This window comes from Vibrio sp. H11, from assembly GCF_004804295.1.
Taxonomy (GTDB): Bacteria; Pseudomonadota; Gammaproteobacteria; order Enterobacterales; family Vibrionaceae; genus Vibrio; species Vibrio ostreae.
This window is the reverse complement of sequence record NZ_SSHN01000001.1, coordinates 494,885-512,595: the sequence shown is the minus strand read 5'-3', so window position 1 is coordinate 512,595 and position 17,711 is coordinate 494,885. Positions and strand designations below refer to the sequence as shown.

Genomic DNA, 17,711 nt, shown 5'->3' with positions numbered 1-17,711 from the left:
CGATGAAAACAATTCAGGTAACGGCAATCGCGCTAGTCATCGGCGCCGCGTTGGGATACGGAGTCCGGTCTTGGGTGAGCCACGGCCACAACAGCTCAGGCGCACAGGCAAGCAGTGCCAGCAACCACCCTTTGTACTGGGTGGCACCGATGGATCCGAACTACAAACGGGATAAACCGGGCAAATCGCCGATGGGTATGGATTTAATCCCAGTGTATGCCGAGGATCTGACCGGTACCAAGGAAGCACCGGGTACCGTCACTATCAATCCAGCGGTTGAAAATAACCTCGGGGTTAAAAGCGCGCCAGTCGCCATGGGTCCCCTATCCCCCAGTATAGACACTGTCGGCTATATCGGATTTGATGAAAGTCGTCTGTGGCAGACCAACGTGCGGGTCGCTGGCTGGGTTGAGCAGCTGAACGTCAATGCAGTCGGCGATCAGGTCCACAAAGACGATGTATTATTCACACTTTATTCTCCTGAATTAATCAAAGCGCAGCAAGAACTGCTCAACGCTTATCGGACCGGCCGCAGTGGTTTAGTTAAAGGGGCAACCGATCGTCTCATCACCCTAGGCGTCGACCGGGCACAAATTCAAGCCATTGTCCGACGGGGAAAAGCTTCTGATTTCATTGAGGTCAAAGCCAAATCCGATGGTGTTATCGCCAGTCTCAATATTCGTCAAGGCGGCTACCTGCAACCGGCTCAGGCCGTGATCAGCGCAGGTCCGCTGAACGAGGTGTGGGTCGATGCCGAAGTATTTGAGCGCCAGTCGCATTGGGTCAAATCTGGCAGTAAAGCACTCATGACACTGGGCGCTTTACCTGGCGAGCAATGGCAGGGAGAAGTCGATTATGTCTATCCGATTCTCGACCCGCAAACCCGTACTCTGCGCCTGAGGCTCAAATTCGCCAATCCGCACCACAAACTTAAACCGAACATGTTTGCCAACATCACCCTGCAACCGATGACCGAAGAATCGGTACTGACCATACCGTCTTCAGCGGTTATCCGCTCCGGTGGCATGACCCGGGTGGTATTAGCGCTGGGAGAAGGTAAATATCGCTCGGCACGAATTGAAGCCGGGCGCGAAGCAGGCGGTCAGACCGAAGTGCTGCAAGGACTGACACAGCAAGACAGGATTGTCACCTCCGCTCACTTCCTGCTTGACTCAGAATCAAGTCAGTCGGCTGATCTGGCGCGCATCAACGGCGTGGATGATAAGACACAAAATACCGACCGGATCTGGGCCAAAGGGGAAATCAGCGATGTAATGGCCGATCACGGCATGGTCACTATCATTCACCAACCAGTACCAGAGTGGGACTGGCCGGGCATGACGATGAATTTCAATCTGGCCGCAGGCCTTGACGCATCGCGGTTGCAACCCGGCCAGGCGATTGAGTTTGAGTTACAGAAAACCGCCGATGGCGGCTATGAAATTCTCGATTACAAAGCCGATGACAGCGTATTGGCAGCAGAAGTGTGGATGCGCGGCAATATCAGCATGCTGATGACCGACTTTGGTATGGTCACTGTGAATCACGAAGCGGTGAAAGAGTGGAACTGGCAAGCCGGTGAAATGAACTTTAGCGTCGGAAACGACGTTGACCTGAGCGGTCTGGAAGAAGGCGATAGCGTTCGGTTTCTGGTCACTAAACAAGGTGCCGATTTCGCTCTGAAGACGATTGAAAAAACCGGAGGCGAGCAATGATCAATGCCATTATCCGCTGGTCACTCAACAATCGTCTGCTGGTACTGATTGCCACCATAGCTCTGATACTGGGCGGTCTGTACAGTGTCAAAAACACACCGGTTGATGCCCTGCCTGATCTGTCTGATGTGCAGGTCATCATTAAAACCAGCTATCCGGGTCAGGCGCCGCAGGTGGTGGAAGATCAGGTCACTTACCCGCTGACGACTGCCATGCTGGCGGTGCCGGGGGCGGTCACCGTGCGCGGTTATTCGTTCTTTGGCGACTCGTATGTCTACATCATTTTCAACGATCAGACCGACATGTACTGGGCTCGCTCACGCGTGCTCGAGTACCTCAGTCAGGTGGCACCGCGTCTGCCGGACAATGCTAAACCGACTCTCGGCCCGGATGCCACCGGTGTCGGATGGGTGTACAACTATGTTCTGCAGGACAAAACCGGCCAGCATGACCTGGCTCAGCTGCGTAGCCTGCAGGACTGGTTTCTGAAGTATGAACTGCAGACTGTGTCCGGAGTGTCGGAAGTAGCTACGGTCGGCGGCATGGTCAAGCAGTATCAGATTCAGATCGACCCGGCCAAGCTGCGCGCTTATAACCTGACATTGCAACAAGTCAATACGGCGATCAAAAACGGTAATCAGGAAACCGGCGCATCGGTGATTGAAGTCGCAGAAGCTGAACATATGGTGCGTACAACCGGTTATCTGTCGAGTATTGAAGATATCCTGGCCCTGCCGCTTAAAGTGACCAGTAAAGGAACCCCTTTGTTGCTTGGTGATATTGCCGATATCACCCTTGGCCCGCAAATGCGGCGTGGCATCTCGGAGCTGAACGGAGAAGGCGAAGCTGTGGGCGCGGTGATTGTCATGCGCTACGGTGAGAACGCCAGTCAGGTGATTGCCAACGTCAAACAGAAACTGGCCGAACTTCAACGTAGCCTGCCGGATGGCGTCGAAATTGTGCCGACCTATGACCGCTCTACTCTGATCAATTCCGCCGTCGAGAACCTGTGGAAGAAGCTGGCGGAAGAGTTCATCGTGGTGGCTATTGTCTGTGCCCTGTTCCTGTTCCACATCCGCTCATCCTTGGTCATTGCTATCAGTCTGCCGATAGGCATTTTGTCGGCATTCATCGTCATGCACTGGCAGGGGATCAACGCTAATATCATGTCACTCGGTGGTATTGCGATAGCGATTGGCGCCATGGTGGATGGGGCGATTGTGATGATCGAAAACGTGCACAAGCATATTGAACGTACCCCGCTTAACGATCAGAACCGCTGGCAGGTGATCGGCCAGGCAGCACAGGAAGTCGGCCCGCCACTATTTTTCTCGCTGCTGATCATTACCTTGAGCTTTGTACCGGTTTTTGCTTTAGAAGGTCAGGAAGGGAAAATGTTCTCTCCCCTCGCCTTCACAAAAACCTATGCCATGGCGGCTTCTGCTGGCCTCGCGATTACCCTGGTTCCGGTCCTGATGGGCTACTTCATTCGCGGCAAGGTATTGCCAGAACACAAAAATCCGGTCAACCGTAGTTTGGTTGGCTTATACCGACCGCTGCTTAAGCTCAGCCTGCGTTACCCGAAGACGATAATTACCTTTGCCGTGGTACTGATGCTGTCAGCCTACTATCCGGCCAGCAAACTGGGCAGTGAATTCATCCCGCCACTGGATGAAGGCGATCTGATGTATATGCCGACCACGTACCCGGGGATATCAATTGGTAAAGCACGCGAACTGCTGCAGCAAACCAACAAACTGATCAAAACCGTGCCTGAGGTCAAAACCGTGTGGGGCAAGATCGGCCGCGCCGAAACCGCGACCGACCCGGCACCGCTGACCATGCTGGAAACTGTGATTCAGCTAAAACCAAAGGCAGAGTGGCGCGAAGGTGTCACCACCGATTCATTACGCAAAGAGTTCGACAGTCTGGTGCAGTTTCCGGGCCTGACCAATGCCTGGGTAATGCCGATCAAAACCCGTATCGACATGCTGGCGACCGGAATCAAAACCCCGATTGGCATCAAAATCGTCGGTCCGGAACTGGCGACCATAGAGAAGATTGGCGCGCAGATTGAGCCAATTCTGAATCAAATCAGCGGTACCGCTTCCGTTTACGCCGAACGCGTTGCTGGTGGACGCTATGTCACGGTGGGTATCAAGCGCCGGGCTGCAGCGCGTTACGGTCTGAATATCAAAGATGTCCAGCAGGTGATTTCCACCGCAGTCGGCGGTATGAATGTTGGTGAAACAGTCGAAGGGCTGGAACGTTATCCGATTAACGTACGTTATCCGCAGGATTATCGCGACTCGGTGGTGAAATTGCAGAACCTGCCACTTGTTACGCCAAGCGGTGCACGTATTGCCCTGGCTGATGTCGCCGATATCCGCTACGAAGACGGACCGCCGATGATCAAAACCGAAAATGCACGACCGAATGGCTGGGTGTTCGTCGACATTGAAGGTCGCGATCTTGGATCTTACGTCACTGAAGCGCAGCAAATTGTCGCTCAGCAACTGACTCTGCCACCTAGCTATGCCCTGACCTGGGCAGGTCAGTATGAGTACATGCAGCGCGCTAAAGACAGGCTCAGTATCGTGGTACCGGTCACTCTGACCATCATCATGCTATTGCTCTACTTCAGCTTCCGTCGCCTTGGAGAAGTGCTCATCATCATGGTAACGCTACCGCTGGCCATGGTCGGCGGATTGTGGCTGATGCACCTGCTCGGCTACAACCTGTCGATTGCAGTCGGGGTCGGTTTCATTGCCCTAGCCGGTGTTGCGGTGGAAATCGGCGTGATCATGCTGGTCTACCTTAATCAGGCCTGGCACTACGCCAAAATCGATGCAGCGCAAAAGCAGCACATCCCAGACAGCGATGATTTGAACCGGGCGATCAGAGAAGGCGCCGGTTTACGCGTGCGCCCGGTCATGATGACCGTACTGACCGTGATCATTGGCCTGGTGCCGATTATGTACGGCCATGGTACCGGTTCTGAAGTGATGCAACGCATTGCCGCACCAATGATCGGCGGTATGGCATCAGCGCTGCTGTTAACCCTGCTGATCATCCCGGCCATTTTCCGGCTGTGGAAACAGCGTGAACTTAAACAACCTCAAACCATTCGACCTACATCAACCCCTCAGGTCGTTGTTAGCAATGACTCAAACATAAGGAAATAACAATGAAGACTCTCGCTCTGGCAATCACACTTGCCCTGGCTTCTTGGTATACACTGGCCAATAAGAATACTGATCATGCAGGTATAGACCACAGTGCAATGATGACGGACAACAGCAAAATGAATCACTCTGCCATGATGAATACGGACGGTATGTCTGCGGTCGGTATGCCGGCCCAAGGCGCCAAACCAGACAAAGTGGTGCATGTCCTGCTCTCCGATGATATGAAAGTCACTTTCAAGAAAGAAGTCGACATTGAGCCCAATGACGTGGTGCAGTTTGTCATCATGAATACCGGTAAAATCGATCACGAATTCTCAATTGGATCCGCCAGTGAACAACTTAAACACCGCGATATGATGAAAAACATGATTGACCACCATATGCATGATTCCGGCAGTACCGTGACCGTACAGCCAGGTAAGGCAAAGCAGCTGATGTGGCACTTCCACGGTGACAACAATGTCGAATTTGCCTGTAATATGCCAGGCCATGCTGAGGCAGGGATGGTGAAGAAAATCGCGCTTTGATACGCAAGGGGAGCTGTCAGGTTACAGATAGCGTGAAATAAAAAACCGCCATGGAGCCTTATCGGCTTCAGGGCGGTTTTGTCTGTGTCAGGTCAACGGTAGGCTGACCAGCGGCTGCACAACTGCATTTATACGCGGTTACCCTGCTCATCAAGGATCAGCTCGCCGTCTTCTTTGTACAGCGGGCCCGGCGGCCATTGCTCGAGCAGATCCAGTACCAGCTCACTCGGGCGACACAGCTTAACGCCTTTTTCACTGCATACGATCGGACGGTTAACCAGCACCGGATGCTCCAGCATGGCAGCCAGGATCTGCTCGTCGGTAACACCCTCTTCCATCAGACCCAGCTCTTTAGCCGGTGACTTACTGGTGCGCAACGCACTTTTCGGTGTCAGGTTGGCAGCGGCAAACAACGCCAGCAACTGCGGGCGGGTCCAGCCTTCATTGAGATACTCGATCACTTCCGGCTGATAGCCGGCTTGCTCAATAATACTCAGCACATTACGTGATGTGCCACATTCTGGATTGTGGTGAATTACGATCATTTTGATTGCTCCGAAGATGCATTAACAGGACCAAACCAATGGCGGGTGCGATTGGCAAACCAGACCAGCGACAGCATTACCGGCACTTCGACCAGCACGCCAACCACGGTTGCCAGGGCCGCCCCTGAGTGCAGTCCGAACAGAGAGACGGCAACGGCGACCGCCAGTTCAAAGAAATTCGATGTGCCAATCATGCAGGCCGGCGCAGCAACATTGTGCGGTAATTGCATGCGCTTCGCCGCCCAGTAAGCAATGGCAAAAATGCTGTAGGTCTGGATCAGCAGTGGAATCGCGATGAGCAGAATGGCTTCCGGGCGCTGCAAAATAGTTTCAGCCTGAAAACCAAACAACAGCACAACCGTGGCCAGCAGGCCGACAATCGACCAGGGTTTCATCGTGGCAAGGAAGCTATTAAGCCTTGAGTGGTCATTGGCTTTATCCAGTTTCTGGCGCGTAAAGGCCCCCGCCAGCAGCGGGATCAGAACATACAGTACCACAGACAGCAGCAACGTATCCCACGGTACGGTGATATCAGTCACCCCGAGCAGGAAGCCGGCAATCGGTGCAAAGGCAAAAATCATGATGATGTCATTAATCGACACCTGCACCAGAGTGTAGTTGGCATCGCCTTTGGTCAGTTGACTCCAGACAAACACCATTGCCGTGCACGGCGCGACACCCAGCAGAATCATCCCGGCGATGTATTCACTCGCAGTTTGCGGGTCAACCCAGTCCGCGAACAGACCTTTGAAAAACAGCCAGCCCAGCAGCGCCATGGTAAACGGCTTAATCAGCCAGTTGATGACCAGAGTCAGTACCAGCCCTTTCGGTTTTTTACCCACATCCTTAATGGAAGAGAAGTCAATCTGCACCATCATCGGAAAAATCATCAGCCAGATCAGTAGCGCGATCACGATGTTCACATGCGCATATTCCAGCCCGGCGATGGCGGCAAACACATCAGGCGCCACACTGCCTAACGCAATACCACCAATAATGGCTAAACCGACCCAAACAGTCAGATAACGTTCAAAAAGTCCCATCGATTTGCTCCTAAATCTCTTTCTGGTTAACGCGCTGCATCAGTTGCTCAGCACTTTCCACCCGCTCAGAATATCGATCCACCAGATAATCACTGTTGTCACGCGTCAACCAGGTAAACTTCATCAGCTCTTCCATCACATCAACGATGCGGTTGTAGTAACCCGACGGCTTCATCCGGCCTTCATCATCAAACTCCAAGAAGGCTTTTGCCACCGAAGACTGGTTCGGAATGGTGATCATCCGCATCCAGCGCCCTAATACACGCAGCTGATTCACCGCGTTAAACGATTGTGAACCGCCACATACCTGCATCACAGCCAGAGTTTTCCCCTGGGTTGGGCGCACCGCACCAATTGAAAGCGGGATCCAGTCGATCTGGGCTTTCATGATGGCAGTCATGGAACCATGCCGCTCCGGAGAACACCATACCTGGCCTTCTGACCAGGTTACCAGCTCGCGCAATTCCGCGACTTTAGGGTGACTCGCATCGACACTGTCTGGTAAAGGCAGACCTTGCGGATCAAAGACTTTCACTTCAGCGCCCATACGCTCGAGCAAACGCGCACACTCTTCTACCACCAGACGGCTGTATGAACGCTCTCGTAACGAGCCGTACATAAGAAGAATACGCGGAGCGTGAGTTGAACGAGGAGCAGCAAGTTGCGATGGTTGGGGAAGATGAAACAGGGATTCATCGATATTAGGTAATGACATGGCGAATACCTTGGCCTAATGTTAGAGAGTCATAATGATAGTCAGTCGATATTACATTTGGGCTGTGACAGCCAACGAACAAATGCGAAATACCGTATATATGGATTAGCATATATAAGATACATGACAAGTCAATGACAAAACCGTGACAGCCCGCCACATACTCAGCTATGCCCCGCTTTCCTGTGTTAAATCATCCAGGCCATCGGTGGCGTGCGGCGTGAATGACGCCCAAATGATGGGAAATGTACACAAAAAAAGCCAACCGGTTAAGGTTGGCTTTGCGATAACGTCACAATTCACAGATGATTAGTCATCCAGCGCGTAAGCAATCACGTAATCACCGCGGTCTGGTGACTGACGAGCGCCACCGGCGGTAATCAGGATGTACTGCTTACCTGTTTGCGGCGAAACATAGCTCATTGGTGTGGCGCCACTACCAACCGGCAGACGCGCTTTCCACACTGGCTCACCAGTCGCAGAGTCAAATGCACGCAAGTAGTAATCCTGAGTACCAGCGATGAACACCAGGCCACCCTGAGTAGCCAGCGTACCACCTAACGTTGGCAGACCAACCGGGATCGGCGCTTTCATCTTAATTCCGAACGGGCCAGTATCTTCAACCGTACCAACCGGCACTTGCCAAACGACCTGACGCGTTTTCAGGTCAATCGCAGATAGCGTACCAAACGGCGGTTTCTGACACGGAATACCCAGAGGTGACATAAAGCGGTTTTTGTTCACGGCATACGGCGTACCTTTGAGAGGCACTGCGCCCATACCAGCGTTCACCGCTTCACCACCACTGCTGGCTTGCGCGTTGCTGGTGTCTTGCTTAATCATTTGTACCCACAGACCCAGACGCATATCGTTCACAAACGCGTATTGATTATTCGGGTCAAACGACATGCTGCCCCAGTTCATCCCGCCCAAAGAGCCAGGGAAGCTCAGCGACAGGTCAGTGCCCGGAACCGTAAACAAACCATCGTAACGCATTGACTTGAATTGAATACGACAGATCAATTGGTCAAACGGTGTTGCACCCCACATGTCCGACTCAGTCAGTGTTTGCGCGCCAATTTGCGGCATACCTACCGAGAACGGCTGAGTTTCAGAGTACTGTTCGTTCGGGATATCACCGACTTTAACTTTACGCTCTTCAACTTTCGTCAATGGCTGACCAGTCTGACGATCCAGCACGAAGATCTGACCCGCTTTAGTGCCAACAATCACTGCCGGTTTAGTCGAACCGTCTTCCATCGGGAAATCGATCAGGCTTGGCTGCATTGGAACGTCGAAGTCCCAAAGGTCATTGTGAACTGTCTGGTATACCCACTTCTCTTCACCGGTTGTCGCATCCAGCGCCAGTACCGAGGTTGAGTATTTGTGGTCCAGCTCAGTACGGTTTGCTCCCCACAAGTCAACTGACGGGCTACCCATTGGGATGAACACGGTGTTCATCGCCGGATCATACGACATCGCCGACCACGAGTTAGCCGAGCTGCGTTTGTAAGTTTCACCTTCCTGCAGTTCTGCATTCGGGTTAGGGTTACGCGGGTCAAATGCCCAACGCATTTCACCCGTGTATGCGTCAAAGCCACGCATGACGCCACCAGGCATATCCGTTTGCACGTTATCGGCAACGCGGCCACCAATCACAATCGTGGTGCCGGCCAAAGTCGGTGCTGCGGTCAGCTGATAAGTCGGATCCGAGGCATCACCCATGCCTTTTTTCAGATCAACCATACCGTTGTCACCAAAACTGGTACAAAGCTCACCCGTGTTGGCATCGAGTTCGACCAGCTCTGCGTTGATGGTGTTCATGATGATGCGCTGCTGACACTGAGATTCAGCCGCTACATCCATGATTTTTACCGGAGTGGAACCAGGAACCGTTGGCTGCTGAACCGGACGCGTAGTATCAAAATAAGTCACACCACGACAGCGGTTCCAGACCTGTGCCTGAGCGTTAAACTCATGCTTCCAGATCTCTTTACCAGAATCGGCGTCTACCGCGATAACATTGTTGTGCGGCGTACACAGGAAGATACGGTTGCCCACTTGCAGCGGTGTTTGCTGATCTTCAGCACCGTTACCATTACTGTATGCGATATCACCGGTACGGTAAGTCCAGGCGACTTTCAGATCTTTAACGTTATCACGCGTGATCTGATCCAGTGCAACAAAACGGCTGCCTTCAACCGTGTTGCCATAGTGTTCCCAGTTTTTCTGCTGAGTTTCCTTGGTCACAGGGATCAGAGGTAATTCGCTGCCGTTATCAACCGTCGGGTGTGGCTGGAACATGCTGACCAGAGTTGCCACCATACATACCAGAATCACACCAGCAAGGGTAAAAGATGGCTTGCTGCAAGACGACTTACTCTCACTGGCGCGCAGGAACGGCCAGGTCACCAGAGCCAGCATCATCAGGCCCGCAGGAACCATAAGACGTGAAACCAGCGGCCAGAAGTCAATGCCAACATCGGCTAAAGCCCAGATGAGTGTTCCGATGAAAACAAGGCCGAAAACAGTCACGGCAGAGGAACGAACTCGGAAAAATTGGATGGCGGAAACAAGAGTGATGATACCGGCGATGAGGAAGTAAAGACTACCTCCCAATGAAACTAGCTTGGCACCTGCTATAGTAAAGAACAGGCCGACACAAGCCAGGATAATCGCCATTAGCCAACTCCAAAGTTTTAACTTCGGTGTTGACTGAACAGGTTTTTCAGGCATGACGTGCATTCTCCTAGGTTGGAATGTAATTTTTCGCTGTAATTCTTTTACACTTCGTTACATAATTATGATCGGTTCGGTAGATTTAGACAATCAGATTTGTTAGGGAAAGTTTAATTGGCGTTAAATTCTCTATCTGGATACATGACCTGACAGGTATATCGTACACCATTCTGTCGGCAGTTTAACGCATATCGATACTGACTGTTTTAAATTTAGACACACTAAGCACTGATGTACATATTTAAACTGCCGCTTTGTCTGGGTGACAACCTAAAACACCAACAGAAACGGAACAGCAATGAAACGAAACAATCTTGATACCAGAATGCTGGTATTGCTTTTGCCAGCCTTCGGTACCCTGGCCGCCGATGAAAAAAGTGCTGACACTGAGCCGATGGAAACCATGGTCATCAGCGCTTCTTCGCAAAAACTGTCAGAATTTGACACTCCCGCCGCTTTGAGTGTGGTGTATGGCGATGAATTGCGCGACGCAAGTGCAGGCATCAACCTGTCAGAAAATACCTCAGGTATCCCGGGCCTGCTTATCCGCAATCGCCACAACTACGCTCAGGATCTGCAAATCTCTATTCGCGGTTACGGTGCTCGGGCGAGATATGGTGTGCGCGGCATTCGTATGTATGTAGACGGTATTCCCGCAACCATGCCGGACGGCCAGTCGCAAACCTCAAATATCGATATCAGCTCAATTGATAGTATGACGGTTTTGCGCGGTCCGTTTTCCGCGTTATACGGCAACTCTTCCGGCGGCGTGATTAATATCGAAACCGAAACCGGCGCTCAGCCAAACCGGGTTGAAATGAGCAGCTACTACGGCAGTTACGGCACTTGGCGCTATGGCGTTAAGGCGACCGGTAGTATTGGTAGCGGTTACGAACCGGGAGACGTTAATTACACTGTTTCAGGTACCCGTTTTGCGACCCACGGATTTCGCGATCACAGCTCGGCAGACAAAAACATCGCTAACGCCAAGCTGAATGTCATTATTGATGATAAAAGCAGCGCGACTCTGATCCTCAATACCGTTGACCTGGATGCCTACGATCCGGGCACACTCAACCGCAGTGACTGGAAAAATAATCCAAGCCAGGCCCGCGATGCGGTTTATACCTACAACACCCGTAAGAATATCAATCAGACCCAGGTCGGCCTGCGCTACGATCGTGAACTGACCGACAACGACCAACTCAGCGTGACCGGCTATGCCGGTGAACGTAAAATGAATCAATACCAGGCAATTCCCTACTCAACTCAGGAAAGCAACCCACTGCATGCCGGTGGTGTGGTCGACCTGACCCGTGAATACCAGGGCATTGATACACGCTGGACTCACAGTAATGACACATTTAGTGTGCCATTCACTGTCACCAGCGGCTTCGATTATGAAAACATGAAAGAGCATCGTCGTGGCTATGAAAACTACGTAGAAAACGGCGGCGACTACACCACAGGGGTAAAAGGCGATTTGCGTCGTAAAGAGCGTAACCTGATGTGGAACCTCGACCCGTATGTGCAAACCTCCTGGCAACTGACTCAGGCACTGCGTCTCGATTTCGGCCTGCGTTATAGCTCGGTTTACTTCGACTCGAACGACCAGTACGTCACCGCGGATAACGGTGATGACAGCGGTAGCACCAGCTACCATGAATGGCTGCCAGCCGCCTCGCTGCAATACGATATCCGCCCTGACTGGAACGTGTACACCTCGATTGGTCGTGGATTCGAAACCCCGACCATCACCGAGCTTTCGTACAGCAACGCGGGCCTGGGTGGTCTGAATCTGGCTTTACAACCATCCACCAATACCACCCTGGAAATCGGTACCAAAAAAGCCGTGGATGGCGGTCTGCTGACCTTCGCCCTGTTCCAGACCGATACCGATGATGAAATCATCGTCGATGACAGTGCCAATGGTCGTACAACCTACACCAACGCAGGCAAGACCCGCCGTCGTGGCGTAGAAGCCGCCTATCAGCAGCGTTTTATGGATGACTGGCAACTGATGCTGGCCTGGTCTTATATCGAAGCGAAGTTCCGCGATAACCAATGCGATGACAGCGGATGCAACAATCTGAGCGATAACTACCTGCCGGGAGTAGCCAGCCAGGTAGGCTATGCGTCTCTGGGCTATCAACCTCAGGTGGGCTGGTACGGTAAAGCCGATGTTCAGTTTTTTGGCCGCACTTATGTCAATGATGACAACTCAGAACACCTTTCCTCTTACGCAGTGTCGTCCCTGAGCAGCGGCTACAAATATGAGCTTGACCAATGGCTGTTCAACGCTTTTGTGCGCGTCGATAATCTGTTTGACCGTAATTACTCCGGTAACGTCAGCGTCAATGATACCTACGGCCGCTACTATGAACCGGCACCGGGTCGCAACTATGGCGTTGGCCTGACGGCAAGCTACAGCTTTGACTGAATGAAACAGACGGTGACGATCTCAGACTGAGCACGCAAATCCCGTCCATTTCAGGCGGCAAACAGGTCCACTCTGAACTGCACTGGATTCTTGTCCGCTGAAATCTCTCTTGAGTCTGCTGTTACGAAAAGCAAAAGGGATAGCCTGATGGTTATCCCTTTATAATCATTTAATCGAAGTTAACTAACGATAAAACATACTTGGAAGCCACAACGAGATAGCCGGTATGTAAGTCACCATCATCAACACGATAATGTTGCACACCAGAAACGGAACAATCGCCCTGGCTACTTTTTCCATCGATATACCGCCTATCGAGGAAGCCACAAACAGGCATACTCCCACCGGCGGTGTCGACAGGCCAATCATCAGATTCAATACCGCAATAATACCAAAGTGCACCGGGTCGACCCCAACTGAAGTCGCCACTCCGAGTAGAGTCGGGAACAAAATAATCAGCGCGGCAATGGTTTCCATAAACGAACCAACCAGTAACAACAACAGGTTGATGATCAACAGCACCACCAGCTTATTTTCACTCAGCGTCAGAATCGCATCGGCAATCATCTGCGGAATACGCTCCGAGGTCAGTATCCAACCGAACACATTAGCAAAACCAACCAAAATCAAAAGAGACGCACTGGTTACTGCAGTAGCAATCAGCACCGATGGTACCTCTTTCCATTTTAGGCCGCGGTAGACATAAAGACCGATGATCAATGCATAAAAAGCAGCAACAACAGAAGCTTCTGTCGGTGTGAAGAATCCGCCAATGATGCCGACCAGAATCAGCATAGTCAGAGATATAGCCCAGCTGCTGCGACGCATCTCTATCATTAATTGTTTAAAAGAAACTTTCTCTTCTTTCGGGTAATTACGCTTCACCGCCAGAATATACACCGTAATCATCATCCCAAAGCCGAGCAACAGACCCGGGATCGCCCCGGCCAGAAACATCTGGCCCACAGAAATACCCGTCAGTGTCCCGACAATAATCATCGGTACGCTTGGCGGAATAATAGGCCCGATAGTCGAAGACGCCGCTGTGACAGCAGCAGAAAATGGCTTGTCGTATCCCGCCCTCGCCATGCCGGGGATCATTACGCCACCGATCGATGCCGTATCAGCAACTGCAGTGCCAGACACGCCACCAAACAACATAGAACCGGCAACGTTAGCCAGTCCAAGCCCACCTCTGATATGCCCGACCATGGCGTTGCTGACGTTAATGATCTGCTCCGTGATGTTACCGCGGTTCATCAGGTTACCGGCCAAAATAAAGCCCGGCACGCACAATAGTACAAAGCTATCCATGCCCGCATACATTTTCTGCGGAATGACGGTTAAGGGAATATCCATCATCAGCAGATATGCCATCGCTGATAAAGCCAAGGTAATCGCAATCGGTAAACCGACAAACAGGAGAACAAAAAAGACGGCAAATAAAATAACAACTTCCATTTAAATATCTCCACCATGAAAGGCACTCAGTAAGTGGCGGATAAATGCCAGCAGTGCGAAAAACATCAGGTTCAGCAAAATTAAAATAGTGGAACCAAATACATAGCTCATCGGAAAAAACATGGTTGGAGACATCTGGTATTCACCTATCTGGGTAAACTGCACTGCAGAAGGATATAAAACCAAACCAAAAACAAAAATGACCAGCGCGACAAACGCATTAAAAAAATGTGCGTTACGTTGATTAAGCGAGTTACACAGCAGATCCACAGCCACGAGCTCACCGCGCTTGTAAGCAATACCTATCGTCAATGCGACCGTACCGCTGAACAGATAACGTGACAATTCCTCAGTCCAGACCGGCGGCACATCCATGAACAATCGTCCGAAAATCTGCAACATTACCACGCCACACAGTGCAACGATGCCGGCAACCGCACCCAATCCCAATAACTTTTCGGCCCCATTCTCAATCTTGATCACCCAGGTCAAAGGCGGCGAAAAACCCCGGTTTTTATTGACATTGTTTACATTCATAACGTCCATACTCTACCCCAGTGTTCCGTATTACGGGGGAGCCAGGCTCCCCCTTTGCTTAAAGCGGGAATTACAGCTTTTGAATCTGTTCAAACAGCGCTAATACATCACCTTTCAGGCTGTTTTTCACCGCTGGGATAGCCAACTCACGGAATTTTTCTAGGTCAACCTCATGGAACTGCATACCTTCGGCTTTGAGTTCATCGATCAGTTTCGCTTCTGCCTCTACCGCGAGTTTATGCTCGTAGGTATGCATCTCTTTCGCACTGTCAAGCAAAATAGTCTGCAGATCCTGTGGCAGCTTGTCCAACTGACGCTTGCCGATTAACACATAGATCCAACTGCGCACGTGCTCAGTTTTATTGACATATTTTTGTACTTCGAAGAAAGAAGCACTCTGGATCAGAGACAATGGGTTTTCCTGACCATGCACCGTGCCCTGCTGCAAAGCGGTAAAGACTTCACTAAATGCCATCGGCGTCGGTTTAGCACCTAAAGCACTCCAGGTCGAAACAAAAATTGGCACATTAGGAACACGCAGTGTCATCCCTTTTAAATCCGCCGGCGTGGTCACAGGTTTGTTCGACGTCAGGTTACGTGCGCCACGTTCAAACCAGGTAATAGGAACTAAACCGGTGCGTTCAGTGATCTGCTTTTCAATCTCATGACCAATCTCGCCATTGGCGACTTTCGCCATATGTTCACTGTCACGAATAGCGTAAGGCACGGCTAGAAGAGCGGCTTTAGGCGCCCAGTTTTGCAGAGTTTCACCACTCATGGTCATATCCACTGTGCCAAGTTGGATACCACTTATCACATCACGTTCCGCACCCAACTGGGAGTTTGGGTAAATATCAATGTTGAGTCTGCCGTTTGACTTTTCATTAACAGTATCGGCGAAATGCACGAATGCCTGGTGCCATACGTGTGCTTCATTGGCAACGTGGCCAAGTTTCAGTGTGTAGTCTGCCGCGAATGCTGACGTCGACAGCACAGACAGAGCAAGCAGGGAAGCTTTGGTCATAAGTTTCATCGTTATTGCCTCTATATAGTTATATTTTAATGTGTAGGGTATCGGTGGATTTAAAACGCTAAGATGACTTTACGCGTAGATTCCGGCGAGTTTTCTAACTGTTTGACCGCTTCAGAGAACTCGCTAAAAGCAAATTCATGACTAACGATAGCCTCAGTATTCAACTGCCCTGATTCAATCCATGGGATCACTTTGGCAAACATTTTGTTATTCAGACGTGACCCCACAATCGTCAGCTCTTTCTTAATCACTTCCATTTGCATCAATTCACTTGGCTCAGACAAGAAACCAAGCAGACAAATGGAGCCAGCTGGAGCAGCCAGACGCAGGATTTGCGGTACCAGAGATGGAATACAAGCGGCATCAGCAATCAACGGAACTCCCTCGCCGCCGGTCAATTCCATCACTACAGCTTCGACATCCTGCTTTTTAGAGTTGATGACATGCTCAGCACCCAGCTGCTTCGCCACCGCTAACTTCTCATCCACGATGTCAACCACAATCGACGGAATGCCAAGCACTTTTGCTACTTGCACCAGAGTCAGGCCAATCACACCCGAACCATAGATAAGCACGCTGTCGCCATCGCAAGGTCTGAGGCGTTCAAATACGTTAGCGGCTATAGTGTAAGGCTCAACCAAGGCTGCCTGCTTCAATGGAATTTTGTTGGAAATCGGATAAACATTACCGGCTGGAACGACTTGATATTCAGAGAAACCACCATCGCGATGAACACCAATAACCTGCAGATTCAGGCAACTGTTGGCGCGGCCGTTACGACATGGGCGGCAGTGGCCACAGTTAATGACCGGATCAACCACGACGTGATCGCCTATAGCCAGTCCCGACACATCGTTACCTAGTTCAGCAACCACACCAGAAAATTCGTGACCACTGATTCTCGGATAAACCACAAACGGGTTGTTGCCATGCAGAATATGCATGTCTGAGCCACAAACCCCCGCATATGCCACTTTAACTACGACCTCATCCGCCCCACATTCCGGTTGAACCTTGTCCACCATCTGGAATTGATTCGGTTTTTGAATAACAAGAGATTTCATACAGTTGTCCTACGTTATTTCAGAAATCACATTATTTAGGTGATTCTGCATTGCGTTGTAAGCCGCCTCGGGATCGTGCGCCTTAATCGCTTCTAATACTTTGCGATGATCGTCAGTCCAGACTCCGCGTTCTGCGGGCTCGTCCGCCATGATATTCAAACGGGCCCACATCTCGCCTCCCATATGATTCTGCATAAGTTCCGCATGGAACTTGATCAGCAACGGGTTCTCACTGGCTTGAGCAATCAGCACATGAAATTGCATATCCGCATCAACCGAGGCACTTTTGCGTAGTTCCGGCCGGGAGAAACGCTTGGCCGATTCCATCAAAATCACGCATTGTTCCAATTCTTGAATCAAGCCATCACTGGCCTTTTCAGCGGCAATAGCCGCCAATTGGGATTCCAGAACGCGTCGTGCTTCAGTCACTTCAAACGGCGTAACATCCGGAAGCTCTTTTGGTAAATGAATCGGCTCTTCATGGATCACATAAACTCCTGAGCCCTTTCTTATTTCTGCGACTCCGAGTAACTCCAGATATACCATCGCTTCGCGGATAACAGTGCGACTCACACCGAGTTCATCAGCCAGCTTTCGCTCAGGCGGAATACGTTCACCGACCGTAATCACCCCTTGCTTAATCTGAGCTAAAATGTCAGTCGCAATTTTTATATATAAACGTTCACTCACCGTTACTGTGCCTC

Annotated in this window: 13 protein-coding genes; 4 read left to right on the top strand and 9 right to left on the bottom strand. The window is 51.1% G+C overall.

From position 1 onward, the window contains the following. The first annotated feature begins 2 nt into the window (after positions 1–2). From E6C74_RS02510 to E6C74_RS02500, 3 genes are read left to right on the top strand one after another with little or no spacing between them, the layout of a single operon-like run. Positions 3–1,715, top strand: coding sequence for an efflux RND transporter periplasmic adaptor subunit (locus E6C74_RS02510; RefSeq protein ID WP_136483042.1), 1,713 nt, complete (start codon positions 3–5; stop codon positions 1,713–1,715). Beyond that, positions 1,712–4,900, top strand: coding sequence for an efflux RND transporter permease subunit (locus E6C74_RS02505; RefSeq protein WP_240798113.1), 3,189 nt, complete (start codon positions 1,712–1,714; stop codon positions 4,898–4,900). The genes E6C74_RS02510 and E6C74_RS02505 overlap by 4 nt, the downstream gene beginning before the upstream one ends. A 2-nt stretch (positions 4,901–4,902) precedes the next feature. After that, positions 4,903–5,430, top strand: a complete 528-nt coding sequence (locus E6C74_RS02500) for a cupredoxin family protein (RefSeq protein WP_136483041.1) — start codon at positions 4,903–4,905, stop codon at positions 5,428–5,430. Positions 5,431–5,558: 128 nt separating this feature from the next. Here the strand turns inward: E6C74_RS02500 and arsC are convergent, their stop codons facing one another. The 4 genes from arsC to E6C74_RS02480 all read right to left on the bottom strand — a co-directional run bounded on the left by arsC (position 5,559) and on the right by E6C74_RS02480 (position 10,415). Further along, on the bottom strand, positions 5,559–5,975 hold the full coding sequence (gene arsC / locus E6C74_RS02495) for an arsenate reductase (glutaredoxin) (RefSeq protein ID WP_136483039.1): 417 nt from the start codon (positions 5,973–5,975) through the stop codon (positions 5,559–5,561). Then, entirely contained in the window at positions 5,972–7,018 is a 1,047-nt protein-coding gene (gene arsB / locus E6C74_RS02490) for an ACR3 family arsenite efflux transporter (RefSeq protein ID WP_136483037.1), read from the bottom strand. Before arsB ends, arsC begins: the two co-directional genes overlap by 4 nt. 10 nt (positions 7,019–7,028) lie before the next feature. After that, complete coding sequence (gene arsH, locus E6C74_RS02485) at positions 7,029–7,733, bottom strand: arsenical resistance protein ArsH (protein ID WP_136483035.1); 705 nt, start codon at positions 7,731–7,733, stop codon at positions 7,029–7,031. Positions 7,734–8,042: 309 nt separating this feature from the next. Continuing rightward, complete coding sequence (locus E6C74_RS02480) at positions 8,043–10,415, bottom strand: glucose/quinate/shikimate family membrane-bound PQQ-dependent dehydrogenase (protein ID WP_136483033.1); 2,373 nt, start codon at positions 10,413–10,415, stop codon at positions 8,043–8,045. A 355-nt stretch (positions 10,416–10,770) separates the two neighbouring features. On the opposite strand from E6C74_RS02480, the gene E6C74_RS02475 reads away from it, so the two are divergent. After that, a complete protein-coding gene (locus E6C74_RS02475; RefSeq protein WP_136483031.1) occupies positions 10,771–12,912 on the top strand; it encodes a TonB-dependent receptor in 2,142 nt (713 codons plus the stop codon). Between the two features lie 183 nt (positions 12,913–13,095). Here E6C74_RS02475 and E6C74_RS02470 read toward each other — a convergent pair whose 3' ends face one another. From E6C74_RS02470 to E6C74_RS02450, 5 genes are all read right to left on the bottom strand, one after another. Further along, positions 13,096–14,373, bottom strand: a complete 1,278-nt coding sequence (locus E6C74_RS02470; protein ID WP_136483029.1) for a TRAP transporter large permease — start codon at positions 14,371–14,373, stop codon at positions 13,096–13,098. Beyond that, entirely contained in the window at positions 14,374–14,910 is a 537-nt protein-coding gene (locus E6C74_RS02465) for a TRAP transporter small permease subunit (RefSeq protein ID WP_168796935.1), read from the bottom strand. Positions 14,911–14,980: 70 nt separating this feature from the next. Next, entirely contained in the window at positions 14,981–15,934 is a 954-nt protein-coding gene (locus tag E6C74_RS02460) for a TRAP transporter substrate-binding protein (RefSeq protein ID WP_206208365.1), read from the bottom strand. A gap of 59 nt (positions 15,935–15,993) precedes the next feature. Further along, positions 15,994–17,007, bottom strand: coding sequence for a Zn-dependent oxidoreductase (locus tag E6C74_RS02455; RefSeq protein ID WP_136483022.1), 1,014 nt, complete (start codon positions 17,005–17,007; stop codon positions 15,994–15,996). A gap of 9 nt (positions 17,008–17,016) precedes the next feature. Beyond that, positions 17,017–17,697 (bottom strand): FadR/GntR family transcriptional regulator, encoded by a 681-nt coding sequence (locus E6C74_RS02450; RefSeq protein ID WP_136483020.1) that lies wholly within the window; start codon positions 17,695–17,697, stop codon positions 17,017–17,019. Positions 17,698–17,711: the final 14 nt, after the last annotated feature.